Source organism: Mycolicibacterium hippocampi (assembly GCF_010723735.1).
GTDB lineage: Bacteria > Actinomycetota > Actinomycetes > Mycobacteriales > Mycobacteriaceae > Mycobacterium > Mycobacterium hippocampi.
Window position 1 is genome coordinate 4,482,441 of record NZ_BLLB01000002.1, and the last position, 21,069, is coordinate 4,503,509.

Sequence of the window (21,069 nt, forward strand, 5' to 3'; positions counted from 1 at the left end):
GTCGTGTGTCCGCACAGCGAGACGATGGGCCGGCACGGCGCATTTATTGATGTACTTTCGGCCCCTATGCGCACTCCACCGAGCAAAAAACCGACGAACGTTCTCGCGGCGGTCGGTGTGTTCGCGTCTGCTGCGATGCTGTACGCACCGGTTGCCAACGCCGACATGCTCTCTGGGAACTACGAGTTGCGCATCGAGGGCCGGAATGACTTCCATACATGGGCATGGGCGGTCTCACGCTGTGGCGGTAGCCCTGACTGCCGCTACATCACCGCGATACCCATGCCGATCGCGAAGGCCTTCTCGTACACCGGTGAGACTCAAATGACCGACGGCCGATACGCACTGACTGTCGATGTGCCAGACGGATTGCGCTGCGGGAACATCTACTACGGACCTGTCATTCCCACCCGCGACGTCTATTCGTGGGATGCGGCCACACTGCGGGGAACGCTGGAATCGTCGTTTGCGGTGGGGTGTGACGGAAGGCCCGGCGGAACGTACGTCTATCCGTTCACGCTCGTGATGATGTAGCCCGCCCGGCGGGGTGTGACGTTGCCCGAAACTATGCCGGGGTGTCCATTTCGCGTTTGATCTCCAGTGCGATGTCGATGAGTTGGTCTTCCTGGCCGCCGATGAGTTTGCGTTGTCCGGCGCGGTGCAGGAGTTGGTGTGCGGGCACCCCGTAGCGTTCGGACTGGCGGATGGCGTGTTTGAGGAAGCTGGAGTACACCCCGGAATAGCCCATGATCAGCGCGTTGCGGTCCAACAGGCATTCAGCCGGCATCGCCGGGGCCACCACGTCCTCGGCGGCATCGGCGATCTCGAAGAAATCGATCCCGGTCTTCACCCCGATCTTGTCGAACACCCCGATCAACGCCTCGACCGGCGCGTTACCGGCCCCGGCGCCGAACCGCCGGCACGACCCGTCGATCTGCTTGGCCCCGGCACGGACGGCCTCGATGGAGTTGGCCACCCCCAGACCCAGGTTCTCGTGACCGTGAAAGCCCACCTGGGCGTCGTCGCCGAGCTCGGCGACCAGCGCCGACACCCGATCGGCGACACCTTCGAGCACCAGTGCCCCGGCCGAGTCGACCACATACACACACTGGCACCCGGCATCGGCCATGATCCGCGCCTGCTTGGCGAGCTTGTCCGGGCCGATGGTGTGGCTCATCATCAGGAACCCGACGGTCTCCAGACCGAGTTCGCGGGCCAGGCCGAAATGCTGGATCGACACGTCGGCCTCGGTGCAGTGCGTGGCGATCCGGCAGATCGACCCGCCGTTGTTCTGCGCCTCTTTGATGTCTTCCTTGGTGCCGACCCCGGGCAGCATCAGGAATGCGATCTTGGCGTTGCGGGCCGTCTGCGCCGCGAGCTTGATCAGCTCCTGCTCCGGGGTCTTGGAGAACCCGTAGTTGAAGCTCGACCCGCCCAGACCGTCACCGTGGGTCACCTCGATGACCGGCACCCCGGCGGTGTCGAGCGCGGCGACGATCGCGCCCACCTCCTCGGCGGTGAACTGGTGGCGTTTGTGATGACTGCCGTCGCGCAGCGACGTATCGGTCATCCGGATGTCCCACATCGGATCGAAATAGATGGTGTCGATGCCACTCATGCTTGCCCTCCTGACGACGCGGACAGCGATGCCCCGGCACTCTGCTTGGCGATCTCCTCGCCGACCTTGGTCGCCGCCGCGGTCATGATGTCCAGATTCCCCGCATACGGCGGCAGATAGTCACCGGCGCCTTCCACCTCGATGAACGTCGTCACCACCGCCTGCCCGCCGGAGTTCATCGACGGATCGTCGAACTGCGGGTCGTTGAGCAGCCGGTAACCCGGCACATAGGTCGCCACCTCGGCCACCACATCACGGATCGACGCCGCGATCGCATCACGATCAGCGTCCTCGGGGATCGCGCAGAAAATAGTGTCCCGCATGATCATCGGCGGATCGGCCGGATTCAGGATGATGATCGCCTTACCCCTGGCAGCGCCGCCGATGTGCTGCACGCCGGCGCTGGTGGTCTTGGTGAACTCGTCGATGTTGGCCCGAGTCCCCGGTCCCGCCGACGCCGAGGACACCGACGCCACGATCTCCCCGTAGGCCACCGGGACCACCCGCGACACCGCATACACGATCGGGATGGTCGCCTGACCGCCACAGGTCACCATGTTCACGTTCGGCGCATCCAGATGCTCCCGCAGATTCGCCGGCGGGATCACCCCCGGCCCCACCGCCGCCGGGGTCAGATCGATCGCCCGGATCCCCGCCTCGGCATACCGCGGCGCCGCATCCCGGTGCACATACGCACTGGTCGCCTCGAACACCAGATCCGGCTTCTCCTCACGCGCCAACAACCAGTCCACACCCTCATGCGAGGTCTCCAGACCCAGCTTGCGCGCCCGGGCCAGACCCTCACTGTCAGGATCGATGCCGATCATCCACCGCGGCTCCAACCACTCCGAACGCAGCAACTTGTACAACAGATCGGTACTGATGTTGCCCGACCCCACGATCGCCACCTGAGACTTCGGCGCACCCGTCCCGGTCATTGACACTCCCCACTGTCATCGCACATCACAACTTTCCCCTCATCGATTGGATGTCGACTCCACCCAGTGAACCGTTGCCCATCTCAGCGTTGTGGGCATGGGCGAAGTGATGAAGTCCGAACACCGCGTCCATTCCGCTGCGTAGACCCATCTGGTCCTCGCATTGGTTGACAGCCCGTTTGGCCAGCGCGAGTCCGAACGTCGGCATCGCCGCGATGCGCGAAGCCAAAGTCAGCGTCTCGTCAAGCAGTCGGTCGCGTGGCACCACCCGGTTGACCATGCCTACTTCGTAGGCCCGCTGCGCGGTGAATCGGTCGCCGGTATAGAGGGCCTCCTTGGCGAACCGCGGACCGAGAACCCACGGGTGGGCAAAGTACTCGACCCCGGGTATTCCCATGCGTAACACGGGGTCAGAGAAGAATGCGTCGTCGGCAGCCACGATGAGATCACACACCCAGGCGAGCATCAGACCGCCCGCGATGCAGGCGCCGTGCACCATCGCGATGACCGGCTTGGGAATCTCGCGCCAACGCCTACACATCCCCAGGTAGACTTCGGTCTCTCGGGCGAAGCGCTGGTCTCCTGCGGGTTTTCCCACGTGATCCCACCACAGCGCCGCGCGGTTTTTGTAGTGCACATGATGATCGCGTTCCGGTGTGCCGATGTCATGCCCGGCACTGAAATGCTCTCCGCTGCCGCATAAAACGATGACGCGGACATCGTCGTCATCTACCGCGCGGGTGAAGGCGTCATCCAACGCGTAGGTCATCGCCGAGTTCTGCGCATTGCGGTACTGCGGACGGTTCATCATCACTGTGGCCACACCGTCGGCCACCTGATACGTCACCACGTCGCTGTTGTTCTGCATCTGGCCGCCTTTCGATCCGACGCCGTTGGCGCGCATGCCATCATGGTGGGCGGACGATCTGCGCGGTCGACGTACGCCGCCCACTGACTGGATGTTGTCTGCCTCACACCACCGGTCCACACCCCCGACGGCGCAACGTCAGAGCGGGTCCAACGACGAGATGAGCCAGTGTCCATCAACCTTGGCCAGTCCGACCATGACGCTGCTCGCGGATTGAACGGGATCAGGATTGTCGCGGCTCGTTGTGGTCTGATCGAGGAATAACAAGACTTTCGCGTGGTCGGCATGCACTTCGACGGGAGCGGACCGCACGATGGTCGCCGCGGCGTGGACGTCTCTCTGTTTGGCCGCCGGCGCCACGATCTGGTCGGCGAACTCGCGGTAATAGGTGAGTAATTCACCGGTCAGATGTGTCTGCGCCGCGGCCAGGTCACGGTCCAGACTGTCGGGCGCATAGGACAACAACGCCGCGGCACCCTGCGATGCCGCACTCACTACTGCCGTCTCGGCTGCAGAGATCTGCTGATCAGCCCGGTACTGACCGAAGTACAGTGCGGCCACCAGCGCAGCAGCTGTCACCACTGAGAGACAGACCGCAATCAGGCGCCGACGTGCCACTACCCGACCCTTCCAGCTGCTGTTACGTCGAGAGTCTTCCGAGGTTGCGCCGCCCGATGTGGTGTCGTCGATATCCTCAGCGCCGCAACGTTCGTCGGTTCATCAACTTTCGCCACCATCACCGTCACGGAACGAACTCCACCTTCGACATCTTTATCTGCCCTCCGTCTCTGACTACATCGACACTGAGGCGCCACGTCCGGGGTTGTTGATTGGAACCGGCGGAATCGGTGATTGTGGTTGCGGCACTGACTAATACGACTGCAGAGTCGCCTGTCATCGACTCGATCGCAGTGGCTTGCACCGTTGCGCTCGTGACCGCCTGTGATTCCTTGGCGACCTCGACGAATTCCTCAGCCGTGTCCTGGAAGTCGTCCCGAAACTGCCCGGTGGAGTGATCGAGAATCCGCTGGACGTTGTCTTGAGCCTTACTGCTGTCGATCGACATCAACGCGACGACGGCCTGTCCGGCTGCAGCGGAGAACTCCGCTCGACTCTGCCGCTCACGATCACCCTGCTGTTGATTCCACACCAGGTAGCCGCCTGTCGCCACGAGGGCGCACATCGCGAATACAGCGATTCCAGCGAGGACCGTCACCGGCTTCGGTCCACGCCACCGTCGATCTGATCGCGGCAACTGCGACTCCACTACCGGATCGGTAGCCTGCCGATCAGTTTTGGCCTCTACGTCCGGGGACTCGAAGGTGTCTCCGGCTCCTCCAGACGTGCGCAGCTCCCGAGCGCGCGCGCGTGCCGCGTCGGCCAGCACCTCTGCTGCCACCGCCTCGGCTTCGGCTAGTTGGGCGAGTTCAGTGAGGTTGTCGCCCCGCATGATCGACCTCTTTTCTCGCGGCCGCGCTCGTCCCTGGGTGCCGCGTGCAACGCGCGCTGTCGCAGAACGCTAGCCGACATACCAATGTGTCGAGGCAGAGTTCCCGCCCAGCGGTCTCTGTACGAATGATCGGATATCTGCGCTCACCAGTGACGCAACGAGCACAGGGTGCCGTCCGAACCGGCAGCCGTGACGACGACGATTCCGTCCACGGCGAGTTCACATCGCATGACGCCCGGCGACCGTGTCGAACCTTGGGCGACCGCGACCATCGCCCACTGTTCAGGATCGGTGAGCATGACGTCACGGACCCATGGTCGTCCCGGTACCAACGGAACTTCGGCCTTGGGACTGAACACATACGGATCGTGGCTGTAGTCCACCCGTCGGATCATCGCCTTGTGCCGTCACCGGTCTTGCGGCAGCGACGGTCATCGCCAACACCGATGAGACGAGGGCTGCGCGGGCCATGAGGCTGTTGCACGTCAGCAGCACCCCGTACCGCTCAGCTGTTGCCACGCACCCACCGACTCGAACCATCACCCGCGACACAAGTCAGGAAGAGTCCGTCGGGAGCCTGCGCCACCTGGTTCAGATATCCTCCGCAGTAGTGATTCTCGTTCTTGATTCCCGCCATCGGTGGTGACCGGAAGTAGCGGGGGGCGTAGCGGCGCGGAGATCCGCAGAACACCAGACGTCCCCACGAAGTGGTGCCGAACACGAACTGGCTCGTGTCCGAGCACGACGCGCCGAGAACGACCCCGCCGGTGATCCCGGGTACGCACGATGGCTCGTTGCAGTCGACGGGCTCGGCGGCGGAGATACCCGGCGTGAGCATCCCGGCGACCAGAAACCCGGCCACCAAGACCGGAACTATCCGCACGAAAACCACTGTGACACGGTCGGCATCCGGCGCTATAGAAATGTCCACCAGGTGGGAGTTCGGAGGTCAACCGGGGGCAAACATCGGACAGTGAGTTGCAGTAGGACGGGCAGCGACGGTTGGTGTCGCCGTGCGTTGATCGAGTTGAGGAGTCGCGATGCGCATGTCGAGGGTGTTGACAACGGCCGCCGTGATCGCCGGCGGGGTGACAGTTGCCGCCGCGACACCGGCGGCGGGCGGTCCCAGCGACTGGGGCCTGAACGGCACGTACATTTTCACGTCCAACGGTGAGTGGGCGAAGGTCAACGACGTTTTTCGGGACGAGGCGAGTATCCGTAGTACGTGGACGATCTCGTCGACCTGTAGCTACCCCACTGAGTGCACGGGGACCGTGAGCAGCGACTGGGGATGGACCGCGCCCATCTACCAGAAGGGCGCCGTCTGGTATGTCAAGCGGACCGTGGACAACTGGCAGCCCTGCCCCGACGGCACCGCCGCCCCCGGGCTCCAGGTGTTCCGGTTCTATCCGTCCGTCCCAGACGGCAGCGCGGCGGACCCGACGTCAACGACTCTGTTCGGCGATGATCAGACCACAGGGATCAGCGGCTCCTGCGGGAGCAGCAAGGTGGTCTTCATCAGCATCCCGTTCAAACTCGTCAAGACAAACGTCTGACGCGACCGCGGGCGCCACGACGACCGCACGCGACCTCCCGGCATGGCCCCTCGTTCATGCCGGGAAGAGATCCTTCCACGATCGCTGACCGGTCGGGGTGGCCAGATCGCTCTGTCTGTACACGTTGCCGTCGGGGGTGGCGTACTGACCCGTCTGTGGGTCGTAGGTGGCGATGGCCACCGATGGTCCAGCGGACCCGTTCGTACCGTGTGCACTCGGCGCCACCACCGGACCGCCCGCGATGGGGCCGGGTGGCGCCGGTGGGCCTTCCGCCGGCACGGGCACTCCCGGCGGCGGGGTCGTGCCTTCCAACGGACCGTAGATGTTGGAGTCCGGACCGGCGCGGCTATCAGGGGGTACCCCCTGGGCGATGAGGTTGGGATCCATCGGGTAGGGCCCCAGGGCGTGCTGGCGCGTCGCCAGTGGCTCGTACGGCTTGTCACTGGCACAGATCTCCACTGTGGGTGCGCGCTTGCCGGGATTGTTCATGCACGGATAGTTGCGGGCGCCACGAACTCCGATCGGAGAGTCCTGTGGCAACTTGCAGTACAACCCGTCGGGGGTGTCGATGTCGGTCGTATCCTCTGGCGACCGCCACATGTTCGGCGGCAGGAAGCCGACTGTGCATGCGGGTGGGTCGCTGATGTTGAGGGTGAAGTCGCCCAACGACATTCCGACGGGGTTGTTCTTGGGCGCTCCATAGGACTGGGTGGATGCCACGACCGGCGGCAACAACACCAGCAGCTGCTCCAGCGAGGGATGGTACGTCACACCGATCTGACCGAGCGACGTGAGGTTGGCGAGCAGCAGGGGCAGTGTGGGCTTCAGCTGATCGAACAATCGTGAAGCCTCGTCAGCCGCGCCGGGTCCCTCCTGCAGCAGGGTTCGCACCTGCGGATCGTTGATGACCAGTTGCTCACTGACGCCCTTGAGGCTGTCCGACCAGGTCCGGATCGCCTCGATCGACTGCACCTGGCCATCAAGCAGTGGCCGGCTGTCATCGACCAGCGACCGCGTTTGATCGGCAACCGCATTCACCTCACCGATCAGTTGTGACGACGAGTCGAGCAGAGATCCGAAATCGTAACCGGATCCGTTGAACGCCTTGAACGTTTCGTCGAGCAGGGGGCTGATCTTGTCCTTCGGGACGCTCCCGATCAACGCACTGACCTGATCCAGCATCGGGCCCACGGCTTGCGGAATCGAGGTGTTCGCAACGGGGATGACGGACCCCTCCTGCAGGTACGGTCCCGATTCGTTGCTGGGTTGCAGGTCGACATACTGTTCGCCCACCGCCGAGACACTGAGCACCGCGGCGTGCAGGTCGGCGGGAATCTTGGGCGAGGTGTTCAACGACAGTGTCGCCACCGCGCCCTCGCGCGTCGGCCGCACCTCGGTGACCTTGCCGATCTGCACGCCGCGATAGGTCACATTCGAGAACTCGTACAGCCCGCCGGTGGCAGGTAGCTCGACGGTCACCGTCATCCGTCCGATACCCAGCAGGATGGGCGCCTGTAGATACACGCCGATCATCACAGACATCCCGACGACCGAGGCGATCGCGAAGAGGACGAGTTGGGTTCGGACGAATCGTGTCAGCACTAGGTGCCACCTCCACCTGAATGCGCCGCGTCGAGGGGGTCCGACATGACCGTAGGATCGGCGCCCGGCGGGATTGCCGGATCGGCGGGTGACGCCGTGGTCTGCGGCGGGTCGACCAGCGGGGGCATCGTGGCGACCTCCGGTGGTGGAGCCGCGATAGGAGCGTTCAGAGGATCTTTGGTGTAGTTGGCGTAGAAGGGATCCCCCGGTGCCGGCACCAGCGGGGCGCCCTCCTGGCCCCACCGGGTTCCCAGGAACAATCCCCGCTTGAGCCGGGGAATGGTGAAGTCGAACGTGATGAACTCGTTCAAATAGTCCCCTCTGATCGCCCGGTCGATGAAGTTCTGCGGGTAGGGGTAGGTTGGTACGTAGGCGAGAACGGTGCCCAGGATCGGTCCGACGTCGGCCAGCGCGCGCACCGTCGGCTCCAGGTTCTCCAGGTTCCTCACGAGATCCGCCTGGGTGGCGTTGATCAACGCGGTGGAAGTCTCACTGAAAACACGGAACTTCTCCAACGCGGTGGTGATGCGTGGCCGCTCCTTGATCAGGACATCGAGTGCCGGCGGGATCCTCTGCAGTGCATCGCTGATGACCTCGCTCTGGCCCGCCAGCGTGCCGGACAGGCGGTTCAACGCCGTTATGGACAAGTTTATGTCGTCGCGCTGCCTGGCGAGGACACCGACGAAGTCGTCAAGGCGGGTGAGCAACTCGCGCACCTGATCCTCACGGCCGTTGAGCGCGGCGTTGAACTCGGTGACGATGTCGCCGATCTTGCCCAGTCCGCCGCCGTTGACGACGACCGACAGCGACGACAGCGTCTGTTCGGTGGAGGGATAAGTCGATGACCGGTTCAGTCCGATCGTGGTGTCCGGCAGCAGTCTGCCGGTGGGCGGTTGTCCGAGCGGTGGATTGAGAGCCAGATGCATCGAGCCCAGCAGACTCGTCTGTCCGACCGATGCGATGGCGTTGGCCGGAACGACGACCTCGGGTCGCACCGATATCTCGACGTCAGCGTGCCAGTTCCGCACCGTCATCCCGCTGACGCTGCCCACCACGACGTCACTGATCAGCACCGGCGAATTGGACTCCAGGGTACCGACGTTGGCCAGTTCGACGTGGTAGGTCATCGCGTTCGCGCCGCGGCCTTCGGTGCCTGGCAGCGGCAGCGAGTTGAGGCCGTTGAACGTACACCCGGTGGCGGCCAGCACCACCGTCGATGCCATCGCCACCAGGCCGGCGATCGATCGTCGTCTGATCATGGTGTCCCTCCACCCGGGGGCGGTGCCAGTTCCGTCGGCGCCGGCCCGGCTTCCGCCGGCAGCAGCATGTCTTGCAGATTGGCGGGCATCTGAACCTGCGGTGCGGCGGTAGGCATGTCGACCACCGCAGGTGGCACCGGGGCGCCAGGGAACAGCGCCGGCGATGGATTGGCCGGTAGACCGCCGGGAGCGTACGCCCCTGGGGGCCCCGGTGGCGTGTTCCAACCGGCCGGCGGCGGTATGTCACCCGCGCCGGTGTACCCCGATACCGCGGGCGGAATCGTCGGAAGATCCGGAGCACCGCCGGTACCGCCGGGGGCAAGGTTGGGATCCGAGTAGACCAGATTGTGCGGACTCGGCGACTTGCGCAGGTAGGCGTTGAACGGGAACGGCAGGTAGTTGAAGTTGATCAAACGCAGCGCCGGACCGAGATACTGCGCGCACAGCTTGGACGTTTCCGACGCGGTTGCGTTCTTCACCGCCGCGATCGCCGAGCACACCACCGACACCGGGTCGGCGAAGTTCGACAGGGCGAACGCTCCGACCGCCGATCCGCTGTCCGGGTTGTAGATGTTGTAGCCGTTGGCAATTGCATTGGGGGCGACGTGCAGAACGTTCTCCAGCGCGGTGCGATTGTCGACCAGATTCTGGGTGACGTTGTTCAACCGCTGAAGCTGCTCGGCGGTCTGGTTCCTGCTTCCGGCGATGAATCGCTCCACCTCGCCCACAGCGGTCCCGAGATTTGTCATGGCGGCATCCAGATCGGTCCTGCTGCCGTCGATGACACCGGTCACGCTGGCGAGCCGGTCCTGGAACTGGACGATCTCGGTGTTGCTGTCCCGCAGGGCGCTGACAAAGAGCTGCAGGCTCGTGATGATCTCGACGACATCGCCGCTCCCGTCGGCGAGAATGCGGCCCGCCCCGGACAGTTGGGAAATCGCTTGGCGCAGTTTGTCCCCGTTACCGTCCATTGCGTTGGCGGCGCTGTCGATGAAGCGACTCAGCGAAGTTCCCGAGGCGCCATTGAGCGGTCCCAGATCCGTCGCCAACCTCATCAGTTGATCCTTGACCTGATCCCATTCGACAGGAACCGCCGTGCGTTCGACACCGATCTCGGCACCGTCAGCCATCGTCGGTCCGATGTCCTCGTAGGCAGGGGCCAACTGCACATAGCGCGCCGCCACAAGATTCTGCGCCATGATGATCGCGTTGGCTTCAGCCGGAATCGGGACGCCGCGGTCGACGGCGAGGGTCATCTTGGCCTGGGCGCCCTGCGGTTCGATCGAGGTGATGGTGCCGACTTTGACCCCGGCGACCCGGATGTCGTCTCCGGGGTAGATCGCGGTGGCGGAGGTGAAGTACGCGGTGATCGTGGTCGGCCGATTCACCTTCTGGTACGCGACAAACGCGCTACCCGCGGCGAGAAGCCCAATCAGCAGGATCGTCAGTGCCCTGCTGAACTTCCGTATGTAGGCGGTCATCGACTTCCTCCTGGAATGCCGTTGCGTGGCCAGGGGAGCTCGGCCCGTGGCCCGGCGTTGTCCGGGGGTTGTCCGGCGTTGACCCCGCGCCGGAACCCAAACGCATAGTCCAGGAAGGGTTGCAGGGTCTGCGAAGGTAGGAGGTTGCCGACGAACGCGTTGTAGTAGAACCCGTTGTTCACGGATTCACCCTGCGTCACCTGGTATTTCGCCAAACCTTCGAGCGCTTTGGCGATGTTGTCACGATTGGTCTCCAGCATGGCCGTCACAGAGTTCAGCTTCTCCAACGTCGGTGCCAACTCCTGCTCGTTGTCCGCCACCAGCCCGGACAGCTGCTGAGACAGGGCTGAGGTGTTGGCGAGCAGATTCACGATGGCGTAGCGGCGTTGGTCCAACACCCCGAGCAAGTCGTTGGCATTGAGCAGAAGTGAATTAACCTGTGCGCTTCGCTGAGACAGAATGCCAGTGACGTCGGCTGCGCTCCTGAGCAGCTCACCCAGCGACTCGTTGCGGCTGTTGAGGGTCTCCGACAATCGGGTGAGCCCTTCGAAGGTCGGCCCCAACTGTGGCGCAATGCGGTCGATCGTGTCCGACAGAGTGTCCAGGGACTGGGTGAGCGAAACCGTGTCGGTCCCTGCTGTATTGGTCGTGAAGTCACCGACCGCATTGGTCAGCGAATACGGCGAGGACGTGCGGGATAGTGGGATGGTGTCCGACGCCTGCAGGGGGTCCGTACCGGCTGGTTCCAGGGTCAGCATCCGTGCACCGAGGACTGTTCCCGTCCTGATGTGGGCGGTGGTGTCCGAGCCGAGTCGCACAGCGCTGTCGAGGCTGAAGCTCACCAACGCCTTACCGTGGCTCAGCGCGACGTCGGTGACCGTTCCCATCTTCACTCCGGACACCTTGACGTCGTTGCCCGCGGTCAGCCCGCCGGCCTCGGCGAACAGCGCGCGGTAGTGCAGGGCGGTCGCCCACGACAGCAGCGTCTGTGGCTGCAGGCCGACCGCGATGACGAGCACGATCAGCACCACGCCGATGAAACCTGATCGGACAAGTTGAGGTCCAAAGTATTTCAGCATCAGGGCTCCCCGCACCGGCCGGTGTTCTGCATGATCCACGGGAAGTACGCGGTGCGACCCTGCAGGTCGGAGACGCGCACGTTCATGCCGCACAGATATTGGTTGATGAAGCTGCCGTAGGAACCGAGTCGTACGAGCTTGCGGTAATTGCCGGGGGCCTTCTGCAGCGCCAGGTCCAATCGCGCCATGTCGTCCTCATTGGACAGCAACGGCGCAACGCGGTTCAGTTGATCGACGGTGCCTGCCAACGACGGCCGAGCCTGGGTCAGCAGATCGGCGACGGACGCAGTCCCGGCGTCCAGTGCGGTGATGGCTTCCCCGATGGGGTCGCGGTCGCGGGACAAGCCGGTGATGAGCTGCTCGAGGCGGTCGACGGCCGCGGAGAACTGGTCACCGTCCTTTGCGACGGTGGACATCACCTGTCGGAGATTGTCGATCAGCTGCTGCACTGTTTGGCCGTTGTCGGCCAGCGCGTTGCTGAACGACGAAGTCTGGGACAGAAGCGATTCCATGGTCCCGCCCTGCCCCTGCAGGATCTGGATCAGCGAGTTGGTGAGCGCGTTCACGTTCTGTGGATTCAGGCCCTGGATCACCGGTTTCAACCCGCCCAGCAGCAGATCCAGATCCAGCGCCGGCTCGGTCCGCTCGGCCGGTATGCGGGATCCAGCCGGCTGGATCCTGGTCGAACCGGGATGGTCGAGCAGGTCGAGGTAACGGTTTCCGACAAGATCCAGGTAGCGCACCGCGACCTTGGTCGCGGTGGTCAACATGATTTCGCGGTCGGCGTCGAATTCCACCAGCACTGAATTGTCGGGTTGCAGCGCAACCCCACGCACCGTTCCGACACGAATGCCCGCCACTCGAACCGAATCGCCGGATTTCAGGCTCGAAGCATCGGTGAACACCGCGGTGTAGGCGTTGGTCGAGCCCGTCCGATACTGGCCGAGGATGACGAACAACGCAGCCGTCAACATCAGCATCGTGACGCCGAAGACGCCGAACTTCACGGCGTTACCCCGTGGCGCTGTCATCCCGGTTGGCCGATCTGTGCGGTGTTGCGCGGTGGCCCGTCGAGTGGCCCGAACAGTGCTTCCTTGAGAGCGTCGGAATTCAACAGGATCCCCTGATTTCCGTACTGCGCGGGATTGGCGTCGATGTCGGTCACCACGAACGGTGGCCGCTTGCCGAACCCGACGTCGGGCAGATCCATGCACTGCGGACCGCCCGTGGCCGCGACCTTGGGCAGGTTACCTGGGTAGCGGTACCGCTCGGTGCCCAGGAGGAACGAATCGAGCAGCATGACTCCCGGCAACGGTTGGGGCGGGCCGGTGGCCAGTGGTTCGAGTCCGGCCAGCGCGCAGTTGATGGCCGGGTGGTATTCGTTGGTCAGATCCGTCGTGGGCACCAGAAGGCGCAGGACCTCGGTGAGCGACGCACTGTTGGTCGCCAGCACGTCGTTTCCGATGTCCGCCAACCCGGTTGCGCTGACCAGAAGTGTGTCCAGATCTGTTTGTCGGTCGACGATGGTGTCGCTGATCCTGGTGGCATTCTCGAAGATCGCGACAAGATCGGGTGCCACATCGGCATAGGCGTTGAGCACTTGCGGAGCAACCGCGATGTCGTGACTCAGGTTGGGAAGGCTTGGGTCGAGCCTTGCCAGGAGGGCGTTCAGGTCCGAGAGTGTCTGACCGAGTTGCTCACCTCTGCCGCTGAATGCCTGCGAGAAGGCACCGAGGGTCTGATTGAGTTTCTCGGGCTCGATCTGGGACAACACCGAGACCAACTGCTGGAACACCGTATTGATCTCGACGGTGACGTTCTTGGCGTCGAGCACCTGTCCGGCGTACATCGATTCCGTTGAAGGATTCTCCGGTGGCACCAACTGGACGAACTTGGAACCGAACACGGTGGTCGATGCGATGTCGACGAGCGCGTTGGCGGGGATGAGCTCCAGCGCCGACGGGTCCATCTCCAGGTGGATGGCGGCCTGCCCGCCGGGCAGGGAGTCGATCGAAGCGACCTTTCCGACCTGAGCACCATGCAACTTGACCTTGGCGTCGGGACCCATCACCAGACCTGCGCGCTGCGAAAGCACCGTCACCGGGAGCGTTTTTGTGGCGTCACCGCGAAACAGCACGATGGCACCGGCGACGGTCACGGCGATCAGTACAACGGCGGCCAGGCCCGCCAGCAAGCGTGTGGTGTCGCGCGACATTGTGCCCCTAGCCCGACAAGTTGAAGTTGCCGTCGGCGCCGTAGACGGCCAACGAGATGAGCAGGGTCACCGAGACGACCACGACCAGCGAAGTGCGGACCGCAGTGCCCACGGCCACGCCGACACCGGAGGGTCCACCGGTCGCGAAATACCCGTAATAGGTATGGATCAACAGGATCGCCAAGGCCATCAGGACGGCTTGCAGGAAGGACCACAGCAGGTCGATCGGGTTGAGGAACGTCGTGAAGTAGTGGCTGTAGAGACCCGCGGACTGGCCGAGCAACACGACCGTCGTGAACTGGCTGGCCACAAACGACAGGATCACCGCGATCGAGTACAGCGGCGTTATCGCGATCATTCCCGCCACGATCCGGGTGCTCACCAGGTACTCGATCGGACGGATGCCCATCGATTCCAGGGCGTCGATTTCCTCATTGATGCGCATGGCGCCCAGCTGCGCGGTGACCCCGGCGCCGAAGGTGGCCGCCAACCCGATGCCGGCGACGATGGGCGCCGAGATGCGGACGTTGATGAAGGCCGCCAGGAAGCCGGTCAGCGCCTCGATGCCGATGTTGCCCAGAGAGCTGTAACCCTGTACCGCCAGTACCCCGCCGGTGGCCAGTGTCAGGAATCCGACGATGACCACGGTTCCACCGATCATGGCCAGAGTGCCTGCGCCCATGCTGATCTCGGCAATCAGCCGGATCACTTCGCGTCGATAGTTGGCGACCGCGAACGGAGTGGCTGCCAGCGCCTTGCCGTAGAAGATGACGTGATCGCCGAAGTCTCTCAGTGCCGCACCCGGTCTGCCGACTCGTCGGGCCAGGCCCGGATAGCTGGACCGTAGCGTCGCGGGGGCGCTCACGTGGACGTCATCTGGATGCCGATGGCGGTGACGACGACGTTGACGACAAACAGGGCCATGAACGCGTACACCACGGTTTCGTTGACGGCGTTGCCGACGGCCTTCGCGCCACCGCCGCGGATCGTCAACCCGCGGTAGCACGCCACCAGTCCCGCGATCAGGCCGAACAACGTCGCCTTGACACACGAGATGATCATCTCGGGCACGCCGGTGAGCAGCGTGATGCCGGCGGCGAATGCCCCCGGGTTGACACCCTGGACCAGCACCGAGAAAAAGTAGCCGCCCATGATTCCGATGATGCAGACCAGGCTGTTGAGCAACAGCGCAACCAGTCCCGATGCCAACATCCGCGGGGTGACCAGTCGCTGCACCGGATTGATGCCCAGCACCTCCATCGCGTCGATCTCTTCGCGGATGGTCCGTGAGCCGAGGTCGGCGCACATCGCAGTCGCTCCGGCTCCGGCCACGATGAGGACGGTCACCAGCGGACCGACCTGCGTGACTGCTCCGAATGCGGCGCCGGCACCGGAGAGATCGGCCGCGCCGAGTTCGCGCAGCAGGATGTTGAGGGTGAAGCTGACCAGCACGGTGAAGGGGATGGCCACCAACAGGGTCGGCGCCAACGACACCCGGGCGACAAACCAGCACTGATCCAGCAATTCGCGCCACTGGAACGGCCGTACAAAAATGAACTTCGTCGCGTCAACCGACATCGCGAAGAGCCCACCGATAGCCCCCATGGGAGCAGCACCGACGCGTGCGCGGGTCATCGCTGCTCCCTTCTAGGCCGTGGAGTCCGCGTGGCGGACGGCTGTGTCTCGACGGGCAACACTGGCAGCACAGTGAGCCGCGGCACAGCGACTGTCCCGCTTACTGGGAGGCCATCGCCGTGGGTATCCCGGCCAGTGTGAGTCGACCCGGTCACCGGGATAGGTGGACGCACCCTCTGGCCGGTGTGGCATCCTGCCGACAACCCGATCGCGCGTTGACGGAGGACCCATGACCGAGTTGTCCGAAGAGCCCACAGCCGTCGAACCCAATGAAGACCTGCGTGAAATCAACACTCAGGCAGGTACTTTGCGGTACTTCGACGTCGGGGACGGTCCTCCGCTGCTCTTCTTGCACGGCTCGGGACCGGGTGTCACGGGCTGGCGGAACTTTCGCGGGATCCTTCCCGCGTTCGCCGCGAACTTCCGGTGCCTGATCCTGGAGTTTCCCGGCTTCGGAGTCAGCGACGACTTCGGCGGGCACCCCATGGTCACGGCCCAAGGAGTGGTGGCGCCGTTCCTGGACGCACTCGGCGTCGACCGGGTGGACATCATCGGCAACTCGATGGGAGGCGGCGTGGGCATCAGCACCGCGATTCACCACCCTCACCGGGTGCGCCGGCTGGTGACAATCGGCGGCATCGGTACCAACGTGTTCAGTCCCGGCCCGAGCGAAGGGATTCGGCTGCTGCAGGAGTTCACCGAGAATCCCTCCCGACAGCGTTTGGTCGACTGGCTCAACTCCATGGTGTTCGACCCGGCGATCGTCACCGACGAGTTGATCGAGGAACGATGGGGGCTGGCGACGGACCCAGAGACCCTTGCCTCCGCCCGCCGCATGTACGGCAAGGCGGCTTTCGCCGCGATGATGGACATGATGAGGGCGGCCGACACGCCGATGCCGTGGGCGCAGATGCACAGGGTCAGCGCCCCGACCCTGCTGACATGGGGACGGGACGACCGCGTCAGTCCACTGGACATGGCCCTGATACCCATGCGCACCATCCCGAACGCGGAGCTGCACGTGTTTCCCAATTGCGGGCACTGGGCGATGATCGAAGCCAAGGCGGCCTTCGAAAGCACGGTCCTGGCGTATCTGCGCCGCCCTTAGAGGCGGGCGCGAAACCTCGCGGACCGAAACACGTAACGCGGTGTCCCGACCACCGACAACGGTGCGGGCCAGTGGTCGGCGCGAAAGTACGCATCGGATCCACCGTCCACGAAGATGACGCTTCCGCAGAGGAAGTCGGCGGTCTCCGAGAGCATGAACACCATCCACTCGGCCAACTGGGCGGGATCGCCGAAGCCGCCGACGGGCACCGGGAATCCGCGCACTGCCTTGGCTCCGTTGGGTGTGGCAAGTTGCTTCTGCAGAAGCGGTGTCAGGATCGCACCGGGAGCCAACGCATTGAGCCGGATGCCGTGGCCGGCCCACTCCTGGGTGACGGCGTGCCGCCGCACCCACCGGCTCACCGCGATCTTGGAGGCCGCGTACGCCATGGCAGGGGCCGCACCCAGGAACACCTTCACCGCCCGCACCGCCGCATCGGGGTCACCCTTCAACACGGCCCGCACTGCACGACGCGGGACCATCGGAACCGTCGTGGTCGAATTACTGGCTACAACAACCACTTTAGCGCTACGACTGGCGGCCAGAGCCGGCCGCCACATCTCCAGCAGATCGACAACGCCGAAGTAGTTGACCTCAAAGATGAGCCGCGGCCGATCAGCACCGGGTGTGGGCCCGATCCCGGCCGCGAGGACGACACCGTCGAGCCGGTGTTCAGCGGCGTCCAGCGCAGCCGCGGCAGCGGCTCGACGGCCGTCAGCGGTGGACAGATCGGCGATTACCTCGGCGTCGTGCAGGTCAACCCCGATGACAGTGTGACCCGCTGCGCGCAGCTTCACCGCTGCTGCATGCCCCATGCCCGATGCCGAGCCCGTGACTGCGTAAGTGCCCAATGCCCGATTCCTCTGGCTTTCCCCGGAACTCGATGTCATACGTCCTGCACCGCTTGCGACACCATCTGGGTGAGGACGGAATCGCCGAGTAGTCCCGGTATCAAGGGGTCTTGATCAACGTGAACCCCTTGTACCCCGCTGCGGCCACCTCGGCACAGATGTCGTTGTACACCGCGAAACCGCCGATGAACAACATGAACACCCTCGGCTTGCCCGGCACGTTGGCGCCCATGTACCAGGAGTTGGCCTGAGTGAACAATGTGGATTCGGCACGCTGAGCGCACTCGGCGATCCAGTTGTCCACGGATTCCGGGCTGGCCTCGATGGCAGTGTAGGCGTGCCCATCGAGGTAGTCGATGGCCTCGGCGATCCAGTTCACGTGCGCCTCTGCGTGCAGCACCATGTTGGCCAGCACGGCGGGGGCGCCGGGTCCGGAGATCAGGAACAGATTGGGGAAGCCGTCCACACCCAGCCCGAGGTACGTCCGCGGGCCGTGCGCCCAGTCGTCGCGCAGTCGCTGTCCGTCGCGGCCCACGATGTCGATCTTGGCCAGCGACCCGGTCATTGCGTCGAACCCTGTGGCCAGCACGATCGCGTCGAGGTCGTAGTGCGCGTCGCTGGTGCTGATACCCATCGGGTCGACAGCCTCGATCGGGGTGCGGCGTACGCTGACCAACGTGACGTTGGGACGGTTGAAGGTCTGAAAGTAGTTGCTATCGGTGCAGATTCGCTTGGTGCCGATCGGGTGATCGGACGGGATCAGAAGTTCGGCCACCTCCGGATCGTCGATGACGGCGCGGACCTTCTCCTCGTAGAACTTGCGCGCTTCCGCGTTGGCAGCCGGATCGATCATCTGATCGGGGAAGGTCTTGGAGAAGAGCACACCGCCGAGCTCCCAGCGTCTCTCGAACTGTGCGCGGCGCTCCTCGGGCGAGACGTCCATCGTCTTCTTCGGGTGCGCGATGTGCGGTGAGCCGCCTCCGCTGCGCCACGACATCCGCCGACGTTCGGCGTAGTTGGCCTTGATCTCGGCCAACTCGTCGGCGCTCAACGGCTTGTTGCCGGCCGGCACGCTGTAATTCGGGGTGCGCTGGAAGACGTAGAGGTGCGCGGCTTGCTCGGCGATGATCGGGATCGACTGGATACCCGAGGACCCGGTGCCGATCACGGCCACCCGCTTGCCGGTGAAATCGACGGGCTGATGCGGCCAGTGCGCGGTGTGGTAGATCTCGCCGGCGAAACTGTCCAACCCGGGGAACTGCGGGGTCATCGCCGCCGAGAGGGGGCCGGTGGCCATCAGGCAGAACCGGGCGGTGACCACCTCGCCGCCGTCGGTTGTGACCGTCCACCGCAGCGTGGTCTCGTCGAGGACCGCCGAGACGGCCTTCGTGTTGAAGGTGATGTCGCGACGCAGATCGAGTTTGTCCGCGACCCAGTTGATGTAGCTCAGGATCTCGGCCTGGGTGGCGTACTTCTCCGTCCAGGTCCACTCCTGCTCGAGTTCCTGCGAAAACGAGTAGCTGTAGTCGACACTCTCCACGTCGCAGCGGGCACCGGGGTAGCGATTGTGGTACCACGTTCCTCCGACGTCGGGGGCCGACTCGAAAACCCTCACCGAGAGCCCCTTGGCCCGCAGTGTGTGCAGGGCATACAGTCCCGCGAAGCCGGCGCCCACGACCACCGCGTCCACATCCTGCTCGACAAGCCCTTCGGCCGCATCGTTCACGGATTCCACGTTAGGTCGACTCAGGGCACCGACCCCTGCTGTCTCCCGGTGACCGGGCGGCGCGCTGTCCAGCGTCCCGGCCATCGGTCGTAGGTACCGGGCGCCCACTTTCCTGCGGTCACAATCGAGGCATGTCAGAGTCGAACACGTCGACACCGCCACCGCTGCCGCTGCCGCGGTCAATGTCGAACTGGACGGAATCCAGCACCAGCTGTCGTGGCCACGGTGATCTCCGGACGGGTGGAGATGGCGCACTGCGACCTCCTCGAACCCGAGGATCTGGCCGATGGTCTGATTCTGGGATGCCAGGCGCGGCCGGTGAGCGACGATGTGCACATTGAGTTTTGACCGACGTGCAGTTCTCGGAGTCGCGATTTCGGTCCACTGATCGGGAGCGCGGCCCCGTCGGCGTCGTCGACTGCGGTACACCTTCACACAGCCCCCTAGGTTAGGACGTCCACATGAGCGAGCGGGTACTCGACCGGATCAACGACATCGCCGATCAACTGCGTGAGCAGGCCTGGGAGGCGGAGAAGCTGGGCCAGTTGCCCCATGCCACCGTCAAGCAGATGAAGACGATCGGATCGATCAGGCTGCTGCAACCCAAGAAGCACGGTGGACTGGAGGTGCATCCGCGGGAATTCGCCGAGACGGTGATGGCAACCGCCGCGCTGGATCCGGCAGCGGGCTGGATCACCGGGGTCGTCGGCGTGCACCCATATCAGCTGGCGTACGCGGATCCCCGCGTGGCCGAGGAGGTATGGGCGAGCGACGTCGACACGTGGGTCGCCTCTCCCTATGCTCCGCAGGGGGTGGCCAAGCCGGTGGACGGCGGTTACGTCTTCAACGGCCGCTGGCAATTCAGTTCCGGGACCGACGCCTGCGACTGGATCATCCTGGGTGCGATGATCGGTGACACCGACGGCAAGCCCCTGATGCCGCCGCAGATGCTGCACATGATTCTCCCCCGCAAGGACTACGAGATAGTGCCGGACTCGTGGAATGTGGTGGGACTGCGCGGTACCGGGTCCAAGGACGTGATCGTCGAGGATGCGTTCGTGCCGTCCTACCGGACCATGGACGCGATGAAGGTCATGGACGGAACCGCCCAACGCGAGGCCGGGATGACCGAGACCCTGTACTTGATGCCCTGGTCGACGATGTTCCCGCTCGGTATCAGCTCGGCGGTCATCGGCATCGCTGAGGGAGCCCTCGCCGCGCACCTGGACTATCAGCGCGAGCGGGTCAACTCCAGCGGTGTGGCGATCAAGGACGACCCCTATGTCATGTACGCGATCGGCGAGGCGGCCGCCGACATCAACGCCGCCCGCCAGGAACTGCTCGCCAATGCCGACCGGATCTACGACATGGTCGACGCCGGCAAGGAGGTGTCGTTCGAGGATCGCGCCGCGGGCCGGCGCACTCAGGTCCGCGCGGTATGGCGGGCCGTCGCGGCAGTCGACGAGATCTTCGCACGCTCCGGAGGCAACGCGATGCGGATGGACAAGCCGCTGCAACGGTATTGGCGGGACGCGCATACCGGCCAGGCGCACGCGATTCACGTGCCCGGGACCGCGTTCCACGCCTCGGCACTCAGCTCGTTCGGTGTCGATCCTCAGGGTCCACTCCGGGCGATGATCTGAGCTGTCTCGCGCCCGACGTTCCACAATCGACAGACAGTAA

The 21,069-nt window shown here is 64.4% G+C and carries 22 protein-coding genes; 5 read left to right on the top strand and 17 right to left on the bottom strand.

Annotated features, from left to right (window positions below):
• Window positions 1-66 precede the first annotated feature (66 nt).
• A complete protein-coding gene (locus tag G6N53_RS22530; RefSeq protein WP_163892383.1) occupies window positions 67-534 on the top strand; it encodes a hypothetical protein in 468 nt (155 codons plus the stop codon).
• Window positions 535-565: 31 nt separating this feature from the next.
• Here the strand turns inward: G6N53_RS22530 and dmpG are convergent, their stop codons facing one another.
• The 7 genes from dmpG to G6N53_RS22565 form a co-directional block, all read right to left on the bottom strand.
• Complete coding sequence (dmpG, locus tag G6N53_RS22535) at window positions 566-1,618, bottom strand: 4-hydroxy-2-oxovalerate aldolase (protein ID WP_163892386.1); 1,053 nt, start codon at window positions 1,616-1,618, stop codon at window positions 566-568.
• A complete protein-coding gene (locus tag G6N53_RS22540; protein ID WP_163892389.1) occupies window positions 1,615-2,556 on the bottom strand; it encodes an acetaldehyde dehydrogenase (acetylating) in 942 nt (313 codons plus the stop codon). Before G6N53_RS22540 ends, dmpG begins: the two co-directional genes overlap by 4 nt.
• 25 nt (window positions 2,557-2,581) lie before the next feature.
• Window positions 2,582-3,460, bottom strand: a complete 879-nt coding sequence (locus G6N53_RS22545; RefSeq protein WP_237166609.1) for an enoyl-CoA hydratase — start codon at window positions 3,458-3,460, stop codon at window positions 2,582-2,584.
• A 102-nt stretch (window positions 3,461-3,562) separates the two neighbouring features.
• A complete protein-coding gene (locus tag G6N53_RS22550) occupies window positions 3,563-4,003 on the bottom strand; it encodes a twin-arginine translocation pathway signal (protein WP_163892392.1) in 441 nt (146 codons plus the stop codon).
• Window positions 4,004-4,166: 163 nt separating this feature from the next.
• Window positions 4,167-4,811: an Rv1363c family protein gene (locus tag G6N53_RS22555; RefSeq protein WP_237166610.1), complete on the bottom strand. Its 645-nt coding sequence runs from the start codon at window positions 4,809-4,811 to the stop codon at window positions 4,167-4,169.
• A gap of 206 nt (window positions 4,812-5,017) precedes the next feature.
• The gene (locus G6N53_RS22560) at window positions 5,018-5,257 is read right to left on the bottom strand and encodes an Rv2576c family protein (RefSeq protein WP_237166611.1); all 240 of its coding nucleotides are present in this window, start codon (window positions 5,255-5,257) and stop codon (window positions 5,018-5,020) included.
• Between the two features lie 122 nt (window positions 5,258-5,379).
• A complete protein-coding gene (locus tag G6N53_RS22565; protein WP_163896252.1) occupies window positions 5,380-5,712 on the bottom strand; it encodes a hypothetical protein in 333 nt (110 codons plus the stop codon).
• Window positions 5,713-5,914: 202 nt separating this feature from the next.
• Here G6N53_RS22565 and G6N53_RS22570 point away from each other — a divergent pair, with 202 nt between their 5' ends.
• Window positions 5,915-6,430 (top strand): Rv2253/PknI dimerization domain-containing protein, encoded by a 516-nt coding sequence (locus G6N53_RS22570; RefSeq protein WP_371870853.1) that lies wholly within the window; start codon window positions 5,915-5,917, stop codon window positions 6,428-6,430.
• A gap of 54 nt (window positions 6,431-6,484) precedes the next feature.
• Here G6N53_RS22570 and G6N53_RS22575 read toward each other — a convergent pair whose 3' ends face one another.
• Genes G6N53_RS22575 through G6N53_RS22610 form a run of 8 tightly spaced genes read right to left on the bottom strand, consistent with a single transcriptional unit; the run spans window position 6,485 to window position 15,701 of the window.
• Complete coding sequence (locus G6N53_RS22575) at window positions 6,485-8,032, bottom strand: MCE family protein (RefSeq protein ID WP_163892396.1); 1,548 nt, start codon at window positions 8,030-8,032, stop codon at window positions 6,485-6,487.
• Complete coding sequence (locus G6N53_RS22580) at window positions 8,032-9,291, bottom strand: MCE family protein (protein WP_163892399.1); 1,260 nt, start codon at window positions 9,289-9,291, stop codon at window positions 8,032-8,034. Before G6N53_RS22580 ends, G6N53_RS22575 begins: the two co-directional genes overlap by 1 nt.
• Window positions 9,288-10,772 (bottom strand): MCE family protein, encoded by a 1,485-nt coding sequence (locus tag G6N53_RS22585; protein ID WP_163892402.1) that lies wholly within the window; start codon window positions 10,770-10,772, stop codon window positions 9,288-9,290. The genes G6N53_RS22580 and G6N53_RS22585 overlap by 4 nt, the downstream gene beginning before the upstream one ends.
• Window positions 10,769-11,851 (bottom strand): MCE family protein, encoded by a 1,083-nt coding sequence (locus G6N53_RS22590; RefSeq protein ID WP_163892405.1) that lies wholly within the window; start codon window positions 11,849-11,851, stop codon window positions 10,769-10,771. Before G6N53_RS22590 ends, G6N53_RS22585 begins: the two co-directional genes overlap by 4 nt.
• Window positions 11,851-12,882: an MCE family protein gene (locus G6N53_RS22595; protein ID WP_163892408.1), complete on the bottom strand. Its 1,032-nt coding sequence runs from the start codon at window positions 12,880-12,882 to the stop codon at window positions 11,851-11,853. The genes G6N53_RS22590 and G6N53_RS22595 overlap by 1 nt, the downstream gene beginning before the upstream one ends.
• Window positions 12,879-14,066: an MCE family protein gene (locus G6N53_RS22600; protein WP_163892411.1), complete on the bottom strand. Its 1,188-nt coding sequence runs from the start codon at window positions 14,064-14,066 to the stop codon at window positions 12,879-12,881. Before G6N53_RS22600 ends, G6N53_RS22595 begins: the two co-directional genes overlap by 4 nt.
• A 7-nt stretch (window positions 14,067-14,073) precedes the next feature.
• On the bottom strand, window positions 14,074-14,931 hold the full coding sequence (locus tag G6N53_RS22605; protein ID WP_163892414.1) for an ABC transporter permease: 858 nt from the start codon (window positions 14,929-14,931) through the stop codon (window positions 14,074-14,076).
• Window positions 14,928-15,701 carry an MlaE family ABC transporter permease gene (locus G6N53_RS22610; protein WP_163892417.1) on the bottom strand — a complete coding sequence of 258 codons (774 nt, stop codon included), beginning with the start codon at window positions 15,699-15,701 and terminating at the stop codon, window positions 14,928-14,930. Before G6N53_RS22610 ends, G6N53_RS22605 begins: the two co-directional genes overlap by 4 nt.
• Before the next feature lie 229 nt (window positions 15,702-15,930).
• Here G6N53_RS22610 and G6N53_RS22615 point away from each other — a divergent pair, with 229 nt between their 5' ends.
• The gene (locus G6N53_RS22615; protein WP_163892420.1) at window positions 15,931-16,809 is read left to right on the top strand and encodes an alpha/beta fold hydrolase; all 879 of its coding nucleotides are present in this window, start codon (window positions 15,931-15,933) and stop codon (window positions 16,807-16,809) included.
• Here G6N53_RS22615 and G6N53_RS22620 read toward each other — a convergent pair.
• Both G6N53_RS22620 and G6N53_RS22625 read right to left on the bottom strand, forming a co-directional pair.
• Window positions 16,806-17,660 (bottom strand): SDR family oxidoreductase, encoded by an 855-nt coding sequence (locus tag G6N53_RS22620; RefSeq protein WP_163892423.1) that lies wholly within the window; start codon window positions 17,658-17,660, stop codon window positions 16,806-16,808. The two genes, G6N53_RS22615 and G6N53_RS22620, sit on opposite strands and share 4 nt — an antisense overlap.
• A 100-nt stretch (window positions 17,661-17,760) precedes the next feature.
• The gene (locus G6N53_RS22625; RefSeq protein ID WP_163892426.1) at window positions 17,761-19,470 is read right to left on the bottom strand and encodes a flavin-containing monooxygenase; all 1,710 of its coding nucleotides are present in this window, start codon (window positions 19,468-19,470) and stop codon (window positions 17,761-17,763) included.
• Window positions 19,471-19,602: 132 nt separating this feature from the next.
• Between G6N53_RS22625 and G6N53_RS30470 the strand changes: the two genes are divergently transcribed.
• Together G6N53_RS30470 and G6N53_RS22635 are read left to right on the top strand one after the other, a co-directional pair.
• Window positions 19,603-19,734 (top strand): 2Fe-2S iron-sulfur cluster-binding protein, encoded by a 132-nt coding sequence (locus G6N53_RS30470; protein WP_264062403.1) that lies wholly within the window; start codon window positions 19,603-19,605, stop codon window positions 19,732-19,734.
• 113 nt (window positions 19,735-19,847) lie between these two features.
• Window positions 19,848-21,029 carry an acyl-CoA dehydrogenase family protein gene (locus tag G6N53_RS22635; RefSeq protein ID WP_163892428.1) on the top strand — a complete coding sequence of 394 codons (1,182 nt, stop codon included), beginning with the start codon at window positions 19,848-19,850 and terminating at the stop codon, window positions 21,027-21,029.
• Window positions 21,030-21,069: the final 40 nt, after the last annotated feature.

Coding starts and splice junctions, on each gene's coding strand:
- G6N53_RS22565 (WP_163896252.1), bottom strand. CDS start 5,712: ATGCTCACGCCGGGTATCTCCGCCGCCGAGCCCGTCGACTGCAACGAG.
- G6N53_RS22595 (WP_163892408.1), bottom strand. CDS start 12,882: ATGACAGCGCCACGGGGTAACGCCGTGAAGTTCGGCGTCTTCGGCGTC.
- G6N53_RS22530 (WP_163892383.1), top strand. CDS start 67: ATGCGCACTCCACCGAGCAAAAAACCGACGAACGTTCTCGCGGCGGTC.
- G6N53_RS22610 (WP_163892417.1), bottom strand. CDS start 15,701: ATGACCCGCGCACGCGTCGGTGCTGCTCCCATGGGGGCTATCGGTGGG.
- G6N53_RS22545 (WP_237166609.1), bottom strand. CDS start 3,460: ATGCGCGCCAACGGCGTCGGATCGAAAGGCGGCCAGATGCAGAACAAC.
- G6N53_RS22540 (WP_163892389.1), bottom strand. CDS start 2,556: ATGACCGGGACGGGTGCGCCGAAGTCTCAGGTGGCGATCGTGGGGTCG.
- G6N53_RS22615 (WP_163892420.1), top strand. CDS start 15,931: ATGACCGAGTTGTCCGAAGAGCCCACAGCCGTCGAACCCAATGAAGAC.
- G6N53_RS22590 (WP_163892405.1), bottom strand. CDS start 11,851: ATGCTGAAATACTTTGGACCTCAACTTGTCCGATCAGGTTTCATCGGC.
- G6N53_RS22570 (WP_371870853.1), top strand. CDS start 5,915: ATGCGCATGTCGAGGGTGTTGACAACGGCCGCCGTGATCGCCGGCGGG.
- dmpG (WP_163892386.1), bottom strand. CDS start 1,618: ATGAGTGGCATCGACACCATCTATTTCGATCCGATGTGGGACATCCGG.
- G6N53_RS22625 (WP_163892426.1), bottom strand. CDS start 19,470: ATGGCCGGGACGCTGGACAGCGCGCCGCCCGGTCACCGGGAGACAGCA.
- G6N53_RS22635 (WP_163892428.1), top strand. CDS start 19,848: ATGAGCGAGCGGGTACTCGACCGGATCAACGACATCGCCGATCAACTG.
- G6N53_RS22585 (WP_163892402.1), bottom strand. CDS start 10,772: ATGACCGCCTACATACGGAAGTTCAGCAGGGCACTGACGATCCTGCTG.
- G6N53_RS22600 (WP_163892411.1), bottom strand. CDS start 14,066: ATGTCGCGCGACACCACACGCTTGCTGGCGGGCCTGGCCGCCGTTGTA.
- G6N53_RS22580 (WP_163892399.1), bottom strand. CDS start 9,291: ATGATCAGACGACGATCGATCGCCGGCCTGGTGGCGATGGCATCGACG.